The following is an 18,459-nucleotide window of genomic DNA, read 5'->3' on the forward strand; positions in this document are numbered from 1 at the left end:
CGACACCGCACTCGACGAACGCGGCGACTACGAAGAAGCCCGCCGCCTGCACTACAAGCTCGAACCCATGAACCGCGCCATGTTCGCCGAAAGCAATCCCATTCCCTGCAAGACGGCGCTTTCCCTCATGGGCCGCATGCAGCCCGACGTGCGCCTGCCGCTGTGCAGCGCCAGCGAAAAGACCGTCGCGCTTCTGCGCGAAACGCTCGCCTCCTACGGCAGAATCTAAGCCTTCGGCTTCGGCCTGAACGCATAAGCGCCTTCCCTTTCCGGGGAAGGCGTTTTTTTTTGCGCCGCAGCCGCCTGCTTTGCAAAAAAGCGCAGGAATTTTCCCGTCAGGCAGGCGCAAAACCCACAATAAGTCCACGTGATGTCCTACCCTCATTTTCTACTCAACCTCTTGAATCAGCTCACTGTTTTCATAAATTGAAATGAGAGTTAAAAATTAATTTTCTTCTTATTAGGAATTATTCTTGACAAGAGAAGGTATGATGTTCATACTGTTTTCAACAACAATGCTTCGGATGGGCGATTCCGCCGCCGATCCGAGTTTTCTCCCCGTAAGGAGTTGACCATGCAGTACAATACCCCCGCTCAGCTCAAGGCCTTCAGCAGCCTGCCCATAGAATGGAATCTTGACCCCGCCGACGCCGTCACCCTCTACCTCGAATGGGGAAACAACGACTGGAGAGCCGAGCATCCTCCGGTGCGTTCCAAGGACGACTTCGCCCACTACTTCGTGCTCGACAACTGGACCGACCATCCGACGCTGCGCCTTGTCATGCGCAACTCCGAAGCCACGGAAGACCTCTGGGTGTACCCTCTTCCCAAGGAACTCGAAAACAACTTCCGTCAGGAATTCGGCACGCTGAAGGGCGTGTTCATGCCCTCTCCTCCCATGAAGAAGTGGCTGCAGGACAAGCTTTACGCCGCATGAAGACAAAGGCCCTGTCCTGCGCAGGGCCTTTCCTTCACAGGCGTCCCGGCGCGGCAGGCCGGAGCGTTCCCGAAGGCGCAGGATTCTTTCCGCTTCTCCTTACATCCCGCTTTCGGCCTTTCGCTCCGTCCCGCCGCGTCACGCAACTTCGATGCCGCGCGGCGACTCCGATGCCGCGAAAGAAACGCCCCTGCCGCCGGTCTCTCACCGGCACAGAACGGCAGCGACTTCTCCCGCGCTTCGAGCCCACTGAAACCTCCCTCTCTCCCGCACGAAAAAGAGCTTCCGCAGGGCTGCGCCGAAGGGCTTCCCCATCGCCTCTCCGACGCGCAAAAACGCCGCGCCGCAGGGCCCGGACGGGCGCTCTTCCTCTTGCCTACGGCGCAAAGCTGTGTTAAATTCATCGCCTTGCAGTATATGGCTCTTTCGTGCGAGAGTGGCGAAACTGGCATACGCACTGGATTTAGGATCCAGCGGAGCAATCCTTGAGAGTTCAAGCCTCTCCTCTCGCACCAGCCTTTTGCGCCATTTCCTCCGCCGGCATGCGAATTTCGGCGGATCATTCATAAGGAGTTTTACCGATATGGCTCACAGCATCGAAGTCGTTTCCCCCGTCTCCCGCAAGATCAGCGTGACCGTCCCCGCCGAGGAAGTCAACGCCGCGCTTTCCGCCGCCGCCCGCGAAGTGGGCGCTTCCGTCACGCTGCCCGGATTCCGCAAGGGCAAGGCTCCCGCTTCCGTCATTGAAAAGCGCTTTGCCGGAGAAGTGATTTCCCGTGCCACCGAAACCCTGGTGGAACGCCGCGTGGCCGACATTCTGAAGGAAGAAGACCTCAAGCCCATGTCCCGCCTCGACTACGAAGGCGGCCAGATCACCCGCGGTCAGGATCTCTCCTTCTCCTTCACCTTTGAAACCCTGCCCGACGACATCAAGCTGCCCGAAGACCTTTCCGCCCTCACCGTGGAAATGGATTCCTCCGAAGCCACCGAAGAGGAAGTGGCCGCCTTCACCAAGCGCCTGCTGAAGAGCACCGCCACCCTTGAGGAAGTGAAGGAAGCCCGTCTGCCCGAAAACGGTGACATCGTCACCATCGACGTGGACGGCGACGTGGACGGCAAGGCCGTGCCCGGCATGAAGGTGGAGAACTACAGCATTCAGCTCTCCGAACCCCAGGACGGCAAGGAACTCTCCGAGCTCGACAAGATCATCCGCGGTCTGCACGCGGGCGAGGAAGGCACCGGCTCCATGGTCTGCCCCGAAGATCACATCGACGAGACCCTGCGCGGCAAGACCGTGAACCTGCGCGTGAAGCTCAACAAGATCAGCCGTGAAATCCTCCCCGAACTCGACGAGGACTTCGCCAAGAAGATCGGCTTCCCGGATCTCGATTCCCTGAAGAAGATGATTGCCGATCAGGCCAATCACAACAAGCTCACCTCCTCCCGCGCCGAAGCCGAACGCAAGCTCATGAGCAGCGTGCTCGAAGGCCAGACCTTCGCCCTGCCCGAAGCCGTGGTGAAGGCTCAGCAGGAAGAGTATGAAAACGAAGTGCGCGAGTACCTCAGCCAGCAGGGACTCGACAATGCCGCCATCGACGAGAGCATCAAGAACATGGGCGAAGACAGCCGCAAGCAGGCCGAAGAACGCGCCCGCGTGCAGGTGTTCCTCACCGCTCTCGCCCGCCGCGAAAAGATCGAAGTGTCCGCCCAGGAAGTGGACATGCAGATCATGCAGATGGCCCGTCAGTACAATCAGGACTTCCACAAGCTGCGCGAAGCCCTGTACCAGAACGGCGCCGTCAATGAAATTCAGGACCGCATGGTGAACACCAAGGCCATGAACCTCATGTTCGACAAGGCCCAGAAGGTGTCGCCCGCCGAAGCCAAGGCCGAATAACGAATCAGGAACACGGAACGATTCCCCGGCCCCCAAGGCTGGGGAATTCCTTTCTTAAGGAGTCCAGACGTGACTATACCCTTTGTTATCGAATCCACCGGACGCGGAGAACGTTCCTACGACATCTACTCCCGTCTGCTCAAGGACCGCATCGTGCTTTTGTGCGACGAGGTCAACGATGCCACGGCGTCTCTCATCTGCGCCCAGCTGCTCTTTCTGGAATCGCAGGATCCCGAAAAGGAAATCAGCCTGTACATCAACAGCCCCGGAGGGTCGGTCACGGCGGGCATGGCCATCTATGACACCATGCAGTTCATCGCCCCGCCCGTGGCCACCATGTGCATCGGTCAGGCCGCCAGCATGGGCGCGTTCCTGCTGGCCGGCGGCGCCAAGGGCATGCGCTACAGCCTGCCCAACAGCCGCATCATGATCCATCAGCCTTCCGCCGGCGTGCAGGGCCAGATCACCGACATGGACATCCATGTGCGCGAAGGCCTCCGCCTCAAGAAGAATCTGAACCGCATCCTGGCCGAGAACACCGGCAACAGCCTCTCCCGCGTGGCCGCCGCCACGGAGCGCGACAACTTCATGTCCGCCGAAGAGGCCCTCAAGTTCGGTCTTATCGACCGCATCCTCAGCTCCCGCCACGACGTGGCGGCCCTTGCAGGAAAACAGTCATGAGCGACGAAGAAAAGGAACTGCACTGCTCCTTCTGCGGCAAGAGCAACACTCAGGCGCGCCACTTCGTGGTGCAGGGCGACGTGTGCATCTGTGATTCGTGCGTGGCCGCCTGCGCGCAGATCATGGCCGAACAGGACGCCGCCGAAGGCGCTTCTTCCCCCGCGCCCGGCGAACTGCTCACCCCGCAGCAGATAAAGGCCCGTCTCGACGATTACGTCATCGGTCAGGAACGCGCGAAGAAAATCCTTTCCGTGGCCGTCCACAACCACTACAAGCGCGTGTTCCACACCGGAGCCATCGAAGGCGTGGAACTCGAAAAGAGCAACATTCTGCTGCTCGGCCCCTCGGGCAGCGGCAAAACCCTGCTCGCCCGCACCCTCGCGCGCATCCTCAAGGTTCCCTTCGCCATTGCCGACGCCACCACCCTCACCGAGGCAGGCTACGTGGGCGAAGACGTGGAAAACATCCTCGTTCAGCTTCTGCAGAACGCCGACTACGACCTTGACGCCGCCTGCAAGGGCATTATCTATATCGACGAAATCGACAAGATTTCCCGCAAGGCCGACGGCCCGTCCATCACCCGCGACGTCTCGGGCGAGGGCGTGCAGCAGGCTCTTTTGAAAATCATCGAAGGCACCGTGGCCAACATTCCGCCCAAGGGCGGGCGCAAGCACCCGCAGCAGGAGTTCATCCGCATGGATACGTCGAACATCCTGTTCATCATGGGCGGCGCGTTCATCGGGCTGGAAAAGCTGGTGGAATCGCGTTCGCGCGGCACCAGCATGGGCTTCGGGGCGCACATCGAAAAGAAGACCGAACACCGCATCGGCGAGCTGCTCGACAGAGTGCTGCCCTCCGATCTCGTGCAGTTCGGGCTCATTCCCGAATTCATCGGCCGAATCCCGGTCATCACCCACGTGGAAGAGCTCGACGTGAACGATCTTCTCCGCATCATGACCGAACCGAAGAACGCGCTGGTCAAGCAGTACCAGAAGCTCTTCGAGCTCGACGGCGTGAAGCTGCGCTTTGAAGACGAGGCTCTGCGCGCCGTGGCCGAAAAGGCGCTCCAGAACAAGACCGGCGCCCGCGGCCTTCGCAACGTGCTGGAAAACGTGATGCTCGACATCATGTACGAACTCCCCACCCTCAAGGACGTCACCGAATGCGTCATCACCCGCGGCGTCATCGAGGGGACGGACAAACCCGTGCTGAAGCGCTCCGCCGAAGACCGGTAACGGTCGCCGCGGGGCATTTCAACCGAAGCGCGCCGACCTCGCCGCCGACGCGTCACGGAATAAAAACACTTTCCCGGGGATCGCTCCCGGTCCCAGGTTTTGCGTTCCTGTCCGAACTTCCGGGCAGGAACGCAATTCCGTCACGGGAATATCGAGGTTCCTATGGCTGAACAGACTCCGCTGGAATTGCCCATCATCACTTTGCGTGAAGTGGTGATGTTCCCTCACGCCGTCATGACGTTCCATGTCGGGCGTTCGGCGTCGGTAAGCGCCATCAACAGCGCCGTCACCGAATACGACAAACAGATATTTCTGGTCGCGCAGACCAGTTCCGCCATCGAGCGGCCCGGCCCTGAAGACCTGTTTCAGATGGGCGTGGTCAGCCGCGTGCTGCGCGCCGACCGGCTTCAGGACAACACCATCAAGCTCGTGTGCGAAGGGCTGTACCGCGCTTCGTGGCTGCCGCTGAACGCGAGCTCCGCCTTCGGCGACCGGGCTTTCCCGCGCCTGCGCACCGTGCGCGTGGAAGAAACCCTCGCGAAGGACGAAGAACTGCCCGCCGTGGTGGAGGCCCTGCAGGAATCCCTTTCGGAAGCCTGCCGTCAGAACCGCCGCATCACGCCCGAGCAGCTCGCGGCCTTTGCGCTCATCGAAGATCCGGGCACGCTGGCCGACGCCGTGGCTCCCTGCCTCAAGGTGGACTACCTGCACAAGCAGGCCATCCTGGAAATGCTGGATCAGGGACAGCGCCTGCGTCAGGTCTATGAATATCTCGGCGGAGAACTCATTTCCTCCAGCATAGACAAGACCATCAAGAGCCGCGTCAAGGCTCAGATGGAGCAGAATCAGAAGGAATACTATCTCACCGAGCAGCTCAAGGCCATCAACAAGGAGCTCGGTCACGACGACATTCAGGCCGAAATTCTCGAACTTGAGGAAAAGCTCAAGGTCAAGAACATGCCCGAAGACGCAAGGGAACGCGCCCTGCGCGAAGTGCGCAAGCTCCGCCAGATGCCGCCCGCTTCTTCGGAATACGTGGTGGCCAGAAACTACGTGGACTGGATCATCGACCTGCCCTGGAACGAGCTCAAGAAGATAGACATCGATCTCGACAAGGCCCGCGCCGTGCTCGACGGCGGTCACTACGGTCTGGAAAAGGCCAAGACCCGCATTCTGGAATACCTCGCGGTGCAGAAGCTCTCCGGCGGCCTCAAGGGCCCCATTCTCTGCCTCGTGGGGCCTCCCGGCGTGGGCAAGACCTCGCTCGCCAAGTCCATTGCCGAGGCCACGGGCCGCGAGTTCGTGCGCATCTCCCTGGGCGGCGTGCGCGACGAAGCCGAAATCCGCGGTCATCGCCGCACCTACATCGGCGCGCTGCCCGGCAAGATCATCATGGCGCTGAAAAGGGCCAAGTCCAACAATCCGCTCTTCTGCCTCGACGAAATCGACAAGATGACCGTGGACTTCCGCGGCGATCCGGCTTCCGCGCTCCTCGAAGTGCTGGATCCCGAACAGAACTGCGCGTTCAACGATCACTATCTCGACATGGACTACGACCTCTCGCAGGTGTTCTTCATCACCACGGCGAACTCCATGCAGAGCATTCCCGCGCCTCTTCTCGACCGCATGGAAGTGCTGGAACTCTCGAGCTACCTTGAGGGCGAAAAGATGCACATCGCGCGGGAGTTTCTGCTGCCCCGGCAGTGGAAGCTGCACGGCCTCAAGCCGGAGAACATGAATCTCTCCGACGAGGCGCTGCTTGAGATCATCCGCTCCTACACGCGCGAATCCGGCGTGCGCAATCTGGAACGTCAGGTGGCCGCGCTCTGCCGCAAGACGGCCATCCGCCTTGTGGATGCGGGCGACACCTCCCTGTGCGTGAACATCGAGAGCAAGGATCTTGAGGACTTCCTCGGCGTGAAGAAGTATCGCTACGACGAGAAGGAAAATCATCCGCAGCCCGGCGTGGTGGCCGGACTCGCCTACACCGGAGCAGGCGGCGACATTCTGTACATCGAAACCGTCATCATGCCCGGCAACGGCAAAATCCAGGTCACGGGCAAGCTCGGCGACGTGATGAAGGAATCGGCCCAGGCGGCCTTCTCCTACATCCGGTCGCGCTCCAGCCAGCTCGGCCTGCGCCCCGACTTCTACAAGGACGTGGACATTCACGTTCACGTTCCCGAAGGCGCGGTGCCCAAGGACGGCCCCTCAGCAGGCATCACGCTGGCCACGGCCATCGCCTCCGCGCTGCTCGGCATTCCCGTGCGCGACGACGTGTGCATGACCGGCGAAATCACGCTGCGCGGCCGCGTGCTCGCCATCGGCGGCCTGCGCGAAAAGCTGCTCGCCGCCAGCCGCTCCGGCATGAAAACCGTGCTCGTGCCCGCGGACAACGAAAAGGATCTCAAGGAAGTGCCCGAGGAAATCCTCAAGGCGCTCGACATCCATTTCGTGCGCGACGCCGACGAAGTGCTGCCCCTCGCCCTCATGGCCTCCAAGGAGGAAATCTTCTCCGGCGAGGCCTCGCAGGCCCTGACCCACTCTCTGCGGGCTTCCCGCAGCCTGAGCCGGGACCTCGGCGGCGCCGTGCTGTAGCGCCTTTGCGCATTCTCTGAAACCACCGCTCAAAAAAGCCCGGTCGGGAATCCCGACCGGGCTTTTTTGCACCCTTCGCCGCTCTGCCGCAAAGGACGACAAAACGGCGCATGCCCCGACGTTCTGTCGGAACATGCGCCGTTCATCATGATGATTTTCGCATCAGCGGAAGGTTCTCAGGCGCAGGGCGTTGAGCACCACGGACACGGAGGAAAGCGACATGGCCGCGCCCGCCAGCATGGGCGACATGGCCGGGCCGCCGAACAGGAGCAGCACGCCCGCCGCCACCGGCACGAGCAGCACGTTGTAGGCAAAGGCCCAGAACAGGCTCAGGCGGATGTTGGACAGCGTGGCGCGCCCGAGGCCGAGCGCCGTCTTCACGCCGGGCAGACCGCGCAGAAGCACCACGTCTCCGGCCTCCATGGCCACGTCGATGCCCGAACCCATGGCCATGCCCACGTCCGCACGGGCCAGCGCAGGCGCGTCGTTGATGCCGTCGCCCACCATGCCCACGCGTCTGCCTTCGGACTGCAGCCGGGCCACCACCTTTTCCTTGCCGTCGGGCAGCACGCCCGCCACCACGTCGTCGATGCCCGCCCGCGAGGCCACGGCCCGCGCGGTGCGTTCGTTGTCGCCGCTCAGCATCATGACGCGGCAGCCCATGGCGCGCAGATCGCGGATCACGCCGGGCGTTTCCTCGCGCAGCGGATCGGCCACCCCGAGCACGGAGACAAGCGCGCCGTCTCGGGCCAGCAGAAGCGGCGTCTGGCCGTCGTCGGCCAGCGAAACCACAAGGGCCTTCTGTTCGGAGGAAAGCGTCACGCCGTGACCGGCAAGCAGGCGCTCGTTGCCGAGCAGAAGCTCATGCCCGTCCGCGCGGCCGGTCACGCCGGCGCCGCCCACGGCGCAAAAGTCCTCCACGGCCGAGGTTGCAAGTCCGCGCTTTTCCGCTTCGCCGAGCACGGCTCTTGCCAGCGGATGCTCGGAACCGGCTTCCAGCGACGCAGCCAGCGCCAGCGCTTCGTTTTCGTCCATGCCCTCGGCGTGCAGGCTGACCAGGCGGGGACTGCCTTCCGTCAGCGTGCCCGTCTTGTCGAACACGATGGTGTCGAGATGGCCGGACGCTTCCAGCGCGGTGCCGTTCTTCATGAGCACGCCGAGCTGCGCGCCGCGTCCCGTGGCCACCATGATGGACATGGGCGTGGCAAGGCCGAGCGCGCAGGGGCAGGCCACCACGAGCACGGCCACGAACACGCGCAGCGCGTCGCCGAAGGGCAGATCGCCGAAGAACAGCCAGGCGAGCGCCGCCGCCGTGGCCACGGCCATGACCGCGGGCACGAAATACAGACTGATGCGGTCGGCCAGCCCCGCAATGGGAGCCTTAGAGCCCTGCGCCTCGCGCACCAGATGAATGATGCGGGCAAGGGCCGTGTCCGAACCCACGCGGCGGGCTTCCATGACGAAGGCTCCGCTGATGTTCAGGGTGCCGGCGTTGACTTCGTCGCCTTCCGCCACGTCCACGGGCATGGATTCGCCCGTCAGGCTCGACATGTCGAGCGACGACGCGCCCGACGCCACCACGCCGTCCACGGGAATGCGCGAGCCGGGCTTGATGAGCAGCCTGTCGCCGGGCATGACCGCCCGCACGGGAATTTCCTTCACGCCGCCGTCGGGCAGCATGCGCTCCACCTGCTCGGGCGTGAGCTCCATGAGCCCGCGGATGGCTTCCGAGGTTCTGGTGCGGGAAACGGCTTCCAGATACTTGCCCAGAGAAATCAGGGCGATGAGCATGCCTGCGGATTCGTAGTACAGGCCCATGACGGCCTGATGCGCTTCCTCGGGCGAGACGGCCGCGGCGATTTCCAGCGTGCTCCACAGGCTGTAGAGCAGCGCCGCGCCCGTGCCCATGGCCACGAGGGAATCCATGTTGGGCGCGCCGCGCAGAAGCAGCGGAATGCCGTGACGGTAAAAATCGCGGCCCGACCAGATGATGGGCAGCGTAAGCAGGAGCTGGAACAGGGCAAAGATCAGCGGGCTGTCGTGGGGAGAAAGCCACGACGGCAGCGGCATGCCCCAGTGACTGCCCATGGCCACCGCCACGAGCGGCACGGCAAAAATGAATTCCGTGACGAGATGACGACGGCGCAGGGCAAGGTCGGCTCTGGTCTTTTCCTGCTCGCTTTCCCACAAGTCGTGTTCGTCCACATCCGGAGGAAGATAGGACGCCTTGAAGCCGAGCTTGTCCACCCTGTCCGTGACTTCCTGAATAAAGGCGTCCAGACCGTTGTCCAGCGCGCCCTCAGCGGGACGCACCTGGGCGGTGCCGTCGGCAAGACTCACCGTGGCGCTGTCTATGTCCTTCATCTTGCAGAGCGCCTTCTGCGAGCGGGCGGAACAGGCGCCGCAGGCCATGCCGTCGATGCGGAACCTGAGTATCTCGGGATTGTTGTTCATGGAGCACTTCTCTCTTGATGACGGTCGCGCTTTTGCAGCGCCAAAGGCGCGGAAACGATTCGGCGGACCGGAGAGCACCGGCTCGCCGCAAAAATATGCCTGCGTCCGCCTTCCGCGCGCGACAAAAACGACGCCGAGGCACGCGGCCGCAGGGGCGGGCGTTCAAAAACGCAGGGCGGCAGGATCGCCGAGGCCCGCGCCGAAGAGTTTTCGGGGCCGGTTGCCGCAGGGAAAGGGCGACCGGCCCCGACGTGACGCATGCGTTCAGACCGACGTTTTCTTCCGGCTCAGGCCGAAAGCCGCGCAAGGCGATTCTTCCGCCGGAAGAGTCGCGTTACGCCTGGCGGATCTGCTTGACTTCAAAGCCGAGATCGTCCACGGCGCTCTTCAGGGCGTCGTCGGACACGGAATCGGCGGCTTCCACCGTGGCGGTCTTGGCTTCAAGTTCCACCTTCACGTCGCTGACGCCGGGAATGCCGCGCAGAGCCTTTTCCACGTTGGAGGTGCAGTGGCCGCAGCGCATGCCTTCAATGCAAATGACTTTCTTCATGGCGAATCTCCTTTTTCCTTTCGGAGAGCCGCAGCGCGTGGCCGCGGCTTCGTTTGACTTACGTTTCTTGTATAGCTATGAATATTTTATAAGCAAGAACGTACTTTTTCGGTATATAGTATCCTGGAGGATACCGCTATGACGGCAATGAACTCCTGCTGCTGCGCCCGGCCTGCGCCTGCGGCCGACTCCGAGCGCCACTGCCCTGTGGAAGCCACGCTCGGCATGATAGGCGGCAAGTACAAAACGCTCATTCTCTGGAAGCTGATTTCTTCCGGCCCCATGCGCTTTTCCGAGCTGCGCCGCGCCGTGCCCGCGGCCACGCCGAAAATGCTGACCCAGCAGCTCAGGGAACTCGAAGGCGACGGTCTCGTGCACCGGGAAATCTTTCCCGTCATTCCGCCGCGCGTGGAATACTCCCTCACCGAATTCGGTCGGAGCATACGTCCCGTGCTGGAATCCATGTACGAATGGGGCAGCCGCTGCCTCGAACGCAAGGGCCTTTGCGCCAACTGCTCCATGGAGCCTCTGCCCTGACGCCTTTTTCTGGGCAGCACACGGCCTGCACGCGCTTTCTCTTCCGACGCTTCATCGGGGAAACGCGCACGCCTTTCGCCCCCTCGGAAAAATCTGCGGACGCCTCGCGAGGCCGCGCGGCAATCCCATTGCCGTGTCCGCCTTCTTCGGCTAGAATGACGCGCATTAACCTTCAACCCCGGCCCTGCCATGACCGCCCTCATCATCACCATCGTTCTCGCCCTGTCCATTTCCGCGCTCTGCTCCACCATGGAAGCCATGCTCTACTCCATTCCGTGGACCACCCTTGAAAAAATGAAGGAATCAGGTTCGCGCTCCGGCAAGATCCTGTATCACATGCGCTCCAACGTGGATCAGCCCATTTCGGCCATTCTCACGCTGAACACCATCGCCAACACCGCGGGCGCGTCGCTCGCGGGCGCGCTGGCCGCCTCGGCCCTCGGGCCGGAAAACATGCCCTACTTCGCCGCGCTCTTCACCGTGCTCGTGCTGCTCTTCGGCGAAATCATTCCCAAGACGCTGGGCGTGTCCTATCCCGGCGCGCTCGGCCGAATGCTGGCGCTTCCCCTTTTCGGCATGACCATCGTTCTGCGCCCGGCCACCTGGCTTTCCGGACAGATCACCCGGCTCATCACGCCCAAGAAGTCCGGCCCCGAAGCCACCGAAGACGACATCAACGCCATGGCCCGCATCTCCCGGCAGGCGGGCGTGATTCAGGGCTATGAGGAAACGGCCATCCGCAACATTCTCGCCCTCGATCAGAAGCGCGTTCACGACGTGATGACCCCGCGCACCGTGGTGTTTTCCCTTTCGGAAAACTGCACCGTGGACGAAGCCCACGCCATGCCCTCCTTCTGGCATTTCAGCCGCATTCCCGTGTACGCCGAAGACAACGAAGACATCGTGGGCCTCGTGCTGCGCCGCGACGTGGTGCTGCACCGCGACGCCCACGAAGGCAGCATGAAGCTCGGCGAAATCATGCAGCCCGTACACTTCGTGCTCGAATCGCTCACCCTCGACAAGGTGCTCGCCGAATTTCTGGAACGGCATCAGCACCTGTTTGCCGTGCTCGACGAGTACGGCGGACTCGCGGGCGTGATCTCCCTTGAGGACGTCATGGAAGAGCTGCTCGGCCGCGAAATCGTGGACGAAAGCGACGTGGCCGCCGATCTGCGCGCCGTGGCCAGAAGCCGCCGCGCCAAAACCACGGCCTCGGCGCGGAACGAACACGTCGATACGCACTAAACAGGAACAATTCCTACTTGCAAGAGCGCATCAAATCTGTCAGAGTTCTCACGGAACGAAAATAATATTCCTTTGTTCCGCGTTCCCCGGTGACCGGAATCACTGAAAACGGCAGCAACCTGACCGATGCTTGAGGCATCCTCAGGAGGTGAAACATGTCCGCGAAAAACAATCTCCGCATCTATCTCTCGGCTTTCGTTCTCCTGGCCGGAGGCGTGGGATTCATGCTCTGGTCTGCCCTGTCCGAGGGCAGCATGTATCATCTCAATGTATCCGAGGCGGTGGCCATGCCTTCGGAAAAACTGAAGTCCGCCAGACTGTTCGGCGTGGCCGCCGACGACATCGTCAAGGCGCAGAACGGCCTCGGCGCGAGCTTTACGCTGCGCGATCTGGAACATCCCGAAAAAGTCATCCGGGTACATTACCGCGGAGCGCTGCCGGACACCTTTGAAAAAGGCGCGGAAGTCATCGTCGAAGGCCGCATGGAGGGGCGGGACTTCGCCGCGAAAACGCTCATGACCAAGTGCCCCTCCAAGTACGAAAAAAGCAATCGGGAGCACGCCTGACAGCAGGGGAACGAGCCTTGGGCCCGTTCCCTTTCCATCGTCTGAGGCTCCCTCACGCCCGTTTTCCTTCCGCCTTTCAGGAGTTTTCATGTATCTTGCCGCCTATATCTGTCTTCTCGTCACCCTGTTCTGTTCTCTGGCGGGCGCAGCCATCGGCACGGCGCAGCTCTGGCAGGGCAGGCATTCCGAACTGCGCTGGCTCGAATACGCCCAGGGGCTCGGCTCCCTCTGTCTGCTCGCCGCCTCCGGCGTGCTGATGTACGCCTTCGTGGTCAGCGACTTTTCCGTGGACTACGTGGCAAGCTACACCGACAGGGCCCTCTCGCTCTTCTATCGCTGCACCGCCTTCTGGGGCGGGCATGAAGGCTCCCTCATGTTCTGGGCCCTCATGGTTTCCGTGTGCGGCACCGCCTTTCTCTTCACCCGCACCTACCGCAGCCTCTCCATGGAAACCAGAAGCTGGTTTCTCGTGTTCTTCCTCGCCATCATGGCCTTCTTCGGCCTGCTGCTCTCCACCTGGAGCAATCCCTTTCTCATCACCGTGCCCGCTCCGGCCGACGGTCAGGGCCTCAATCCTCTGCTCCAGAACCCCGGCATGATCTTCCATCCGCCGCTGCTCTTCCTCGGCTACGGCGGCTTCGTCATTCCCGGCTGTCTGGCCCTCGCCCAGGCCATGAGTTCCGAAAAGGATCCCATGCACTGGCTCGACGTGGCCCGTCCCTTCACGCTCACCGGCTGGCTCTTCCTCACCGCGGGCATCGTGCTCGGCGGCTGGTGGGCCTACATGGAACTCGGCTGGGGCGGCTACTGGGCCTGGGACCCCGTGGAAAACGCCTCCCTGCTGCCCTGGCTCATCGGCACGGCCGCCCTGCACACCGGCATTGTGGAAACAAGGCGCGGCAAGCTGCATCGCGTCAACATCTTCCTCATGAGCCTCACCACGGTTTCGGCCTTCTTCGCCACCTATCTCGTGCGCGGCGACGTGGTCAATTCCGTTCACGCCTTCGGAGGCAACGGCACGGGCCCCTATCTGCTCTTCTTCGTGCTGGCCTTCCTCGTCATCATCACCTTCATCTCCGCGCTCGCCAAAGATGAAAGCAACCGCGAGCTCGGCGGCCTCGAAACCCGCGAAGGCTTCGTGGTCATGACCGTGTGGCTGCTCATGGCCCTCGGCCTCATCATTCTGCTGGCCACGCTCTGGCCGGTCATCAGCAAGCTCTGGACCGAACGCCCCGTCGGTCTGGATCAGCATTTCTACAACCGCGTGTGCCTGCCGCTCTTTACCGTGATGCTGGCCATTCTCGTGGCCTGCCCCTGGCTGCGCTGGCAGGGCGGACTGCGCAACTGGCGCAAGATGCTCATCGTGCTCGCCGCCTTCTTCGGCGCGCTTATCGTGTTCTGGCGCACGGGCGTGCAGCAGGCGCTGCCGCTCATGAGCGCCTCGCTCAGCGTGGCCCTTCTGGTCAGCATGGCGCTGCTGCTCGCGGAAAAATCCACCCGAGCGTGGATGCCTTCGCTCATGGCCTGCCTCGTCCACGTCAGCGTGGCGCTCGTGGCCCTCGGCATTTCCTTCTCCGGCCCCTACAAGCAGGAAGTGGAACTGGAACTCGCCCGCGGCGGCACGGCCCAGGTGGGCCCCTACACCGTGACGCTCTCCAATCTCTACGAAGGCCGGGACGCCACCTTTGAATTCATTGAAGCCGAACTTCAGCTCTCCCGCGACGGCAGCGTGGTGGGCACGGTATCGCCGCAGCGCCGCCTGTACGACAAGTTCTCGCGCTACGCCTTTTCGGAAGCCACCACGCATCCTTCCCTCGGCAGCGAATTCTACGCCACCCTGCTCGGCGTGAACGGCACGAAGGCCGTGCTGCGCATGAGCTCCAATCCGCTGGTCAACTGGCTGTGGATAGGCGGCGCGCTCATGAGCCTGGCTCCGCTGCTCGGCCTGCGCCGCAGGCGTCGTCCCCAGGACGCGGCAGATCAGCCGGAAGGCGCGGACAACTGACATGGACGAGGTTCGCCCTCTTCTGGAACTTCGCGGCGTGGCCAAGGCCTTCGGGCCGAGGCTGCTGTTCCGCCGCGTCGATGTGGCGCTCATGCCGGGCACGCTCAGCCTGCTGGCAGGAGCCAACGGCGCGGGCAAATCCACGCTCATGCGCGTGATGGCGGGCCTCACGAAGCCGGACGCCGGTTCCGTGAAGCGCCTCGTGCCCAACGAAAAGCTCGGGTACATGGCGCACGCCACCTTCCTTTATCCGGGGCTGGACGCGGAGGAAAATCTGCTTTTCTGGGCCCGGGCCGCAGGGCTCGACCGGCCCGTGGAACGCGCCCGCAGGGCGCTGGAAACCGTGGGCCTTGCCAGGCATGCCCATGAGAGGGCGGGCATTTTTTCCCGAGGCATGGCGCAGCGGCTCAATCTTGCCCGTCTGCTGCTCTCCGAGCCCTCGCTCATTCTGCTCGACGAACCGGCCACCGGCCTCGACGTCTCTTCGCGCCGCATGCTCATGGAACTCATGCTGAAGGTCAGAAGCGAAGGCGCGGCCGTGCTCTGGATAAGTCACGACACGGCCTCGGACGCCCGTCACGCCGACCGCGTACTCACGCTGGAAAACAGGTCTCTCAAAGAAGAGGCGGGAGGACTCTCATGCTGAAGTGCGCTCTCGCCCTCTGCGGCAAGGATCTGAAACTCGTTCTTTCCCGCGGCGCTGGCCTCATGCAGGCGCTGCTGCTCGGCCTGCTGCTCGTGTTCCTGTTCAGCCTTTCGCTGAACGCCGGGGACAGGCTCAGTCCGCAGGCGGCCGCCGCCATGTTCTGGCTGGCCTCGGCCTTCTGTCAGGTGCTCATCTTCAACATGCTCTACGCCGTGGAGGAAACCGCTCAGGCCAGGCTCGGCCTCGTGCTGCTTCCCGCGCCCGTGCAGGGCGTGTGGCTCGGCAAGGCGCTTGCCGGGCTGCTGCTCATGGCCGTGGCGCAGTGCGTGTTCGTGCCCGCGGTGTTCGTCTTTCTCGGGCAGCATCTCGGCTCCGCCTGGCCCTTCGCGCTACTCGGCATCGCTCTCGGCGACGTGGGCATGGCGGCGTCCGGCTCCCTGCTCGGCGCTCTTTCCGTAGGCCGCGGCGGAAGAGAGTCGCTGCTGTCCATCGTGCTTTTTCCCCTGCTCGTGCCCATGCTGCTTGCCGGCGTGCGTCTTGTTTCCATGGGCATCGACCCCGACCCCATGCTCGACGACGCCCTGCGCTGGACAGGTCTTGCCGCCGCCTTCGACGGCCTGTTCCTGGCCGCCGGGCTTCTTCTCTTCCCCTTCGTTTACAGCGGAGACGACTGATGCTTCATTCCCGCACCGCCATTCTCGCCCTTCTCGGCGGCCTCGCCCTCGCCGCGTGTCAGTGGCTCATTTTCGTGTACGCCCCTGAAGAACAGGTCATGGGCATGGCCCAGAAAATCTTCTACATTCATCTGCCGCTGGCATGGTGGGGGCTCATCAGCTTCGGCCTTGCCTGCGTTGCGGGCGCGCTGTACCTGAAAACCCGCGCCCCGAAGTACGATCTGCTTTCCGCCTCCGCCGTGGAGCTGGGCATGCTCTTCTGCACACTCACGCTCATTACGGGCTCCATCTGGGGGCGGCACTCCTGGGGCGTATGGTGGACGTGGGATCCGCGCCTGACCACGGCCCTCATTCTGTGGTTCATCTACGCGGGCTGCATGGCACTGCGCTCCATGCCCATGCCGGAAAACCGCCGCGCGGCGCTGTGTTCCGTGGTGGCCATCGCCGGTTTTCTCGACGTGCCGCTGGTGTTTCTGTCGGCCAGACTGTGGCGATCCATTCATCCTGCGGTGTTCGCCTCGCAGGGCGGCGGACTCGAACCCGAAATGGCCGTGGCCGTCATCGCATGCGTGGCGGGCTTCGGCGTGCTGTGGCTCGCCATGCTGCTGGTGCGCTACCGTCAGATGTCGCTCGGCCGCAGGCTCGACGCCCTGATGTTTGAACGTATGATGGCCGATTCCGAAAACGAACAACTCTGATACTGCGCCGAAAGGCGGGGAGACATACCACATGACTGCGGTTTCCTGGCTCATGGCGGCAAACGCCGCGCTCTGGATAGGACTCGGGCTTTACACGGCCTTTCTTGCCGCCTCACAGAAGAGGCTTGAACGTCGTCTTTCCCAGTGGGAGGCCGACCATGACTAATTCCTCCCGCCGCATCGTTCTGGGGGCTCTCGGGCTCGGCATCGTGGTCATGTTCGCGCTCTCCATCGCCTGGCGCATGGGCGATCATCCGCTCATCCGTCAGCGCGCCGCGCAGACTGCCGCCGCGGACGCGCCGCGCAGCATGATGGAACAGGGCGCGGAGTCCCCGCAGGGGCAGGCCGTGATGAGCCTCATGCAGAAAATGAAGGACAACCCCAACGACGTGGACACGCTGCTGGAAATCGCCCGCATCTTCGCCGAACAGGGCGACAACGAAGGCGCCAAGAGCATGGCGGAGCGCGCGCTCGTCGCCGCGCCGTCGGATGCAAGACCGCCCTACATCATGGGCGTGCTTCTCTCCCGCGAAGGCGCGTGGGACGAAGCCGCCAAGCAGCTTGAGCGCTCCATCAGCCTGAAGGACGACGCCGCCACCCGCTACAGCCTGGCCGTCATCTACCGCTATCACCTCAAGCAGGAGAACAAGGCCCGCGAAAACTATGAAATCGCGGCCCGCATCTGCGAAGATCCGGCGCTTGCCTCCATGATCAAGGCGGAGCTCGACAAATGAGCGCCGGCGGACATTTCGAGGCGGCGGACACCATAGCGGCCGTGGCCACGGCTCCCGGAGCCGGCGGGGTCGGCGTCATACGCATATCCGGCCCGAAGTCGCACGACATTCTGCGTTCCATGTTCCGTCCTGCGGGCAAAAGCTTCCGGGACTTCACGCCGCGCATGCTGCATCACGGTCACGTGCTCGACGCCGAGGGCCGTGAAGCCGACGACGCGCTCGTGGTGTTCTTTCCGGGGCCGCATTCCTTCACGGGCGAGGACTGCGCCGAAATTCAGGGTCACGGCGGCCCGGCCGTGCTGGCCGCGCTGCTCGACTCCGCGCTTTCGCGCGGCGCGCGCATGGCCGAACGCGGCGAGTTCACCCGGCGCGCCTTTCTGAACGGGCGCATGGATCTCTCTCAGGCCGAAGCCGTGGCCGAGATCATTGCCGCGCCCTCGCGCGAGGGGGTGTACCTCGCTTCGGCCAAGCTGGACGGCCTTCTCGGCCGCCGGGTGGAGGCGCTGCGGGAAAGACTCGAATATCTGCGGCAGCGCGTCTGTCTCGCCATCGACTTTCCGGACGAAGAGGGCGAATGCCTGCCGCCGCAGGAGTTTACCGCCATTGCCGACGAAGTGGCCTCGGGCATTCGCGCGCTGCTTGCCGGATATGAAAGGGCCCGCTGCTGGCGCGAAGGCGCGCTCGTGGTGCTGGCCGGCCGGGTGAATGCGGGCAAGTCGAGCCTCATGAACGCCTTTCTCGGCCGCGAGCGAGCCATAGTCACGGAAAAGCCGGGCACCACGCGCGACTATCTGGAAGAACAGATCACGCTGGCGGGACTGCCCGTGCGCCTTGTGGACACCGCCGGGCTGCGCGATCACAGCGAAGACAGCATCGAACTTGAAGGCATGCGCCGCGGCCGCGAACTCGCGAAGAACGCGCGCTGCGTGCTGCTGGTGCTCGACGGCTCGCTCTCCCGCGAAGCCGGAGACCTCGACGACGCCTTCCGGGCCGAGGGCTCGC

General features: G+C 63.2%; 18 protein-coding genes and 1 tRNA gene. 17 read left to right on the forward strand and 2 right to left on the reverse strand.

Translation table 11 applies throughout. The features are described from left to right. The 7 genes from ACZM96_RS05440 to lon all read left to right on the forward strand — a co-directional run. Positions 1-229, forward strand: a 229-nt coding sequence (locus ACZM96_RS05440) for a dihydrodipicolinate synthase family protein (RefSeq protein ID WP_489487824.1), incomplete at its 5' end; no start/stop codon positions are given. Between the two features lie 345 nt (positions 230-574). After that, complete coding sequence (locus tag ACZM96_RS05445) at positions 575-937, forward strand: DVU0772 family protein (RefSeq protein ID WP_489487825.1); 363 nt, start codon at positions 575-577, stop codon at positions 935-937. Between the two features lie 430 nt (positions 938-1,367). Further along, positions 1,368-1,452 (forward strand) — tRNA-Leu (locus tag ACZM96_RS05450). 68 nt (positions 1,453-1,520) lie between these two features. Further along, positions 1,521-2,834: a trigger factor gene (tig, locus tag ACZM96_RS05455; RefSeq protein WP_489487826.1), complete on the forward strand. Its 1,314-nt coding sequence runs from the start codon at positions 1,521-1,523 to the stop codon at positions 2,832-2,834. 69 nt (positions 2,835-2,903) lie between these two features. Continuing rightward, entirely contained in the window at positions 2,904-3,515 is a 612-nt protein-coding gene (gene clpP / locus ACZM96_RS05460; RefSeq protein ID WP_294484929.1) for an ATP-dependent Clp endopeptidase proteolytic subunit ClpP, read from the forward strand. After that, positions 3,512-4,750 (forward strand): ATP-dependent Clp protease ATP-binding subunit ClpX, encoded by a 1,239-nt coding sequence (clpX, locus tag ACZM96_RS05465; protein WP_489487827.1) that lies wholly within the window; start codon positions 3,512-3,514, stop codon positions 4,748-4,750. Before clpP ends, clpX begins: the two co-directional genes overlap by 4 nt. Positions 4,751-4,912: 162 nt before the next feature. Further along, complete coding sequence (lon, locus tag ACZM96_RS05470; RefSeq protein WP_489487828.1) at positions 4,913-7,348, forward strand: endopeptidase La; 2,436 nt, start codon at positions 4,913-4,915, stop codon at positions 7,346-7,348. 162 nt (positions 7,349-7,510) lie between these two features. On the opposite strand, the gene ACZM96_RS05475 is transcribed toward lon, so the two are convergent. After that, positions 7,511-9,802, reverse strand: a complete 2,292-nt coding sequence (locus tag ACZM96_RS05475) for a heavy metal translocating P-type ATPase (protein WP_489487829.1) — start codon at positions 9,800-9,802, stop codon at positions 7,511-7,513. Between the two features lie 334 nt (positions 9,803-10,136). Further along, on the reverse strand, positions 10,137-10,352 hold the full coding sequence (locus ACZM96_RS05480; protein ID WP_489487830.1) for a heavy-metal-associated domain-containing protein: 216 nt from the start codon (positions 10,350-10,352) through the stop codon (positions 10,137-10,139). Between the two features lie 138 nt (positions 10,353-10,490). Here ACZM96_RS05480 and ACZM96_RS05485 point away from each other — a divergent pair, with 138 nt between their 5' ends. The 10 genes from ACZM96_RS05485 to mnmE all read left to right on the forward strand — a co-directional run. Next, positions 10,491-10,889: a winged helix-turn-helix transcriptional regulator gene (locus ACZM96_RS05485; RefSeq protein ID WP_489487831.1), complete on the forward strand. Its 399-nt coding sequence runs from the start codon at positions 10,491-10,493 to the stop codon at positions 10,887-10,889. A gap of 189 nt (positions 10,890-11,078) precedes the next feature. Further along, complete coding sequence (locus ACZM96_RS05490) at positions 11,079-12,134, forward strand: hemolysin family protein (protein ID WP_489487832.1); 1,056 nt, start codon at positions 11,079-11,081, stop codon at positions 12,132-12,134. Between the two features lie 155 nt (positions 12,135-12,289). Further along, on the forward strand, positions 12,290-12,700 hold the full coding sequence (locus tag ACZM96_RS05495) for a cytochrome c maturation protein CcmE (RefSeq protein WP_489487833.1): 411 nt from the start codon (positions 12,290-12,292) through the stop codon (positions 12,698-12,700). A gap of 88 nt (positions 12,701-12,788) precedes the next feature. After that, positions 12,789-14,705, forward strand: a complete 1,917-nt coding sequence (locus ACZM96_RS05500; RefSeq protein WP_489487834.1) for a heme lyase CcmF/NrfE family subunit — start codon at positions 12,789-12,791, stop codon at positions 14,703-14,705. A 1-nt stretch (position 14,706) separates the two neighbouring features. Next, positions 14,707-15,351, forward strand: a complete 645-nt coding sequence (locus ACZM96_RS05505; protein ID WP_489487835.1) for an ABC transporter ATP-binding protein — start codon at positions 14,707-14,709, stop codon at positions 15,349-15,351. After that, positions 15,345-16,025, forward strand: a complete 681-nt coding sequence (locus ACZM96_RS05510) for a heme exporter protein CcmB (RefSeq protein ID WP_489487836.1) — start codon at positions 15,345-15,347, stop codon at positions 16,023-16,025. Before ACZM96_RS05505 ends, ACZM96_RS05510 begins: the two co-directional genes overlap by 7 nt. Then, positions 16,025-16,723 carry a cytochrome c biogenesis protein CcsA gene (gene ccsA / locus ACZM96_RS05515; RefSeq protein WP_489487837.1) on the forward strand — a complete coding sequence of 233 codons (699 nt, stop codon included), beginning with the start codon at positions 16,025-16,027 and terminating at the stop codon, positions 16,721-16,723. The genes ACZM96_RS05510 and ccsA overlap by 1 nt, the downstream gene beginning before the upstream one ends. Positions 16,724-16,754: 31 nt before the next feature. Continuing rightward, on the forward strand, positions 16,755-16,889 hold the full coding sequence (locus tag ACZM96_RS05520; protein WP_294484950.1) for a CcmD family protein: 135 nt from the start codon (positions 16,755-16,757) through the stop codon (positions 16,887-16,889). Continuing rightward, a complete protein-coding gene (locus ACZM96_RS05525; RefSeq protein ID WP_489487838.1) occupies positions 16,882-17,457 on the forward strand; it encodes a hypothetical protein in 576 nt (191 codons plus the stop codon). Before ACZM96_RS05520 ends, ACZM96_RS05525 begins: the two co-directional genes overlap by 8 nt. Beyond that, on the forward strand, positions 17,454-18,459 hold a 1,006-nt coding region (mnmE, locus tag ACZM96_RS05530), incomplete at its 3' end, for a tRNA uridine-5-carboxymethylaminomethyl(34) synthesis GTPase MnmE (protein ID WP_489487839.1). The genes ACZM96_RS05525 and mnmE, both read left to right, overlap by 4 nt.

It is taken from the genome of Mailhella sp. (genome assembly GCF_057866825.1).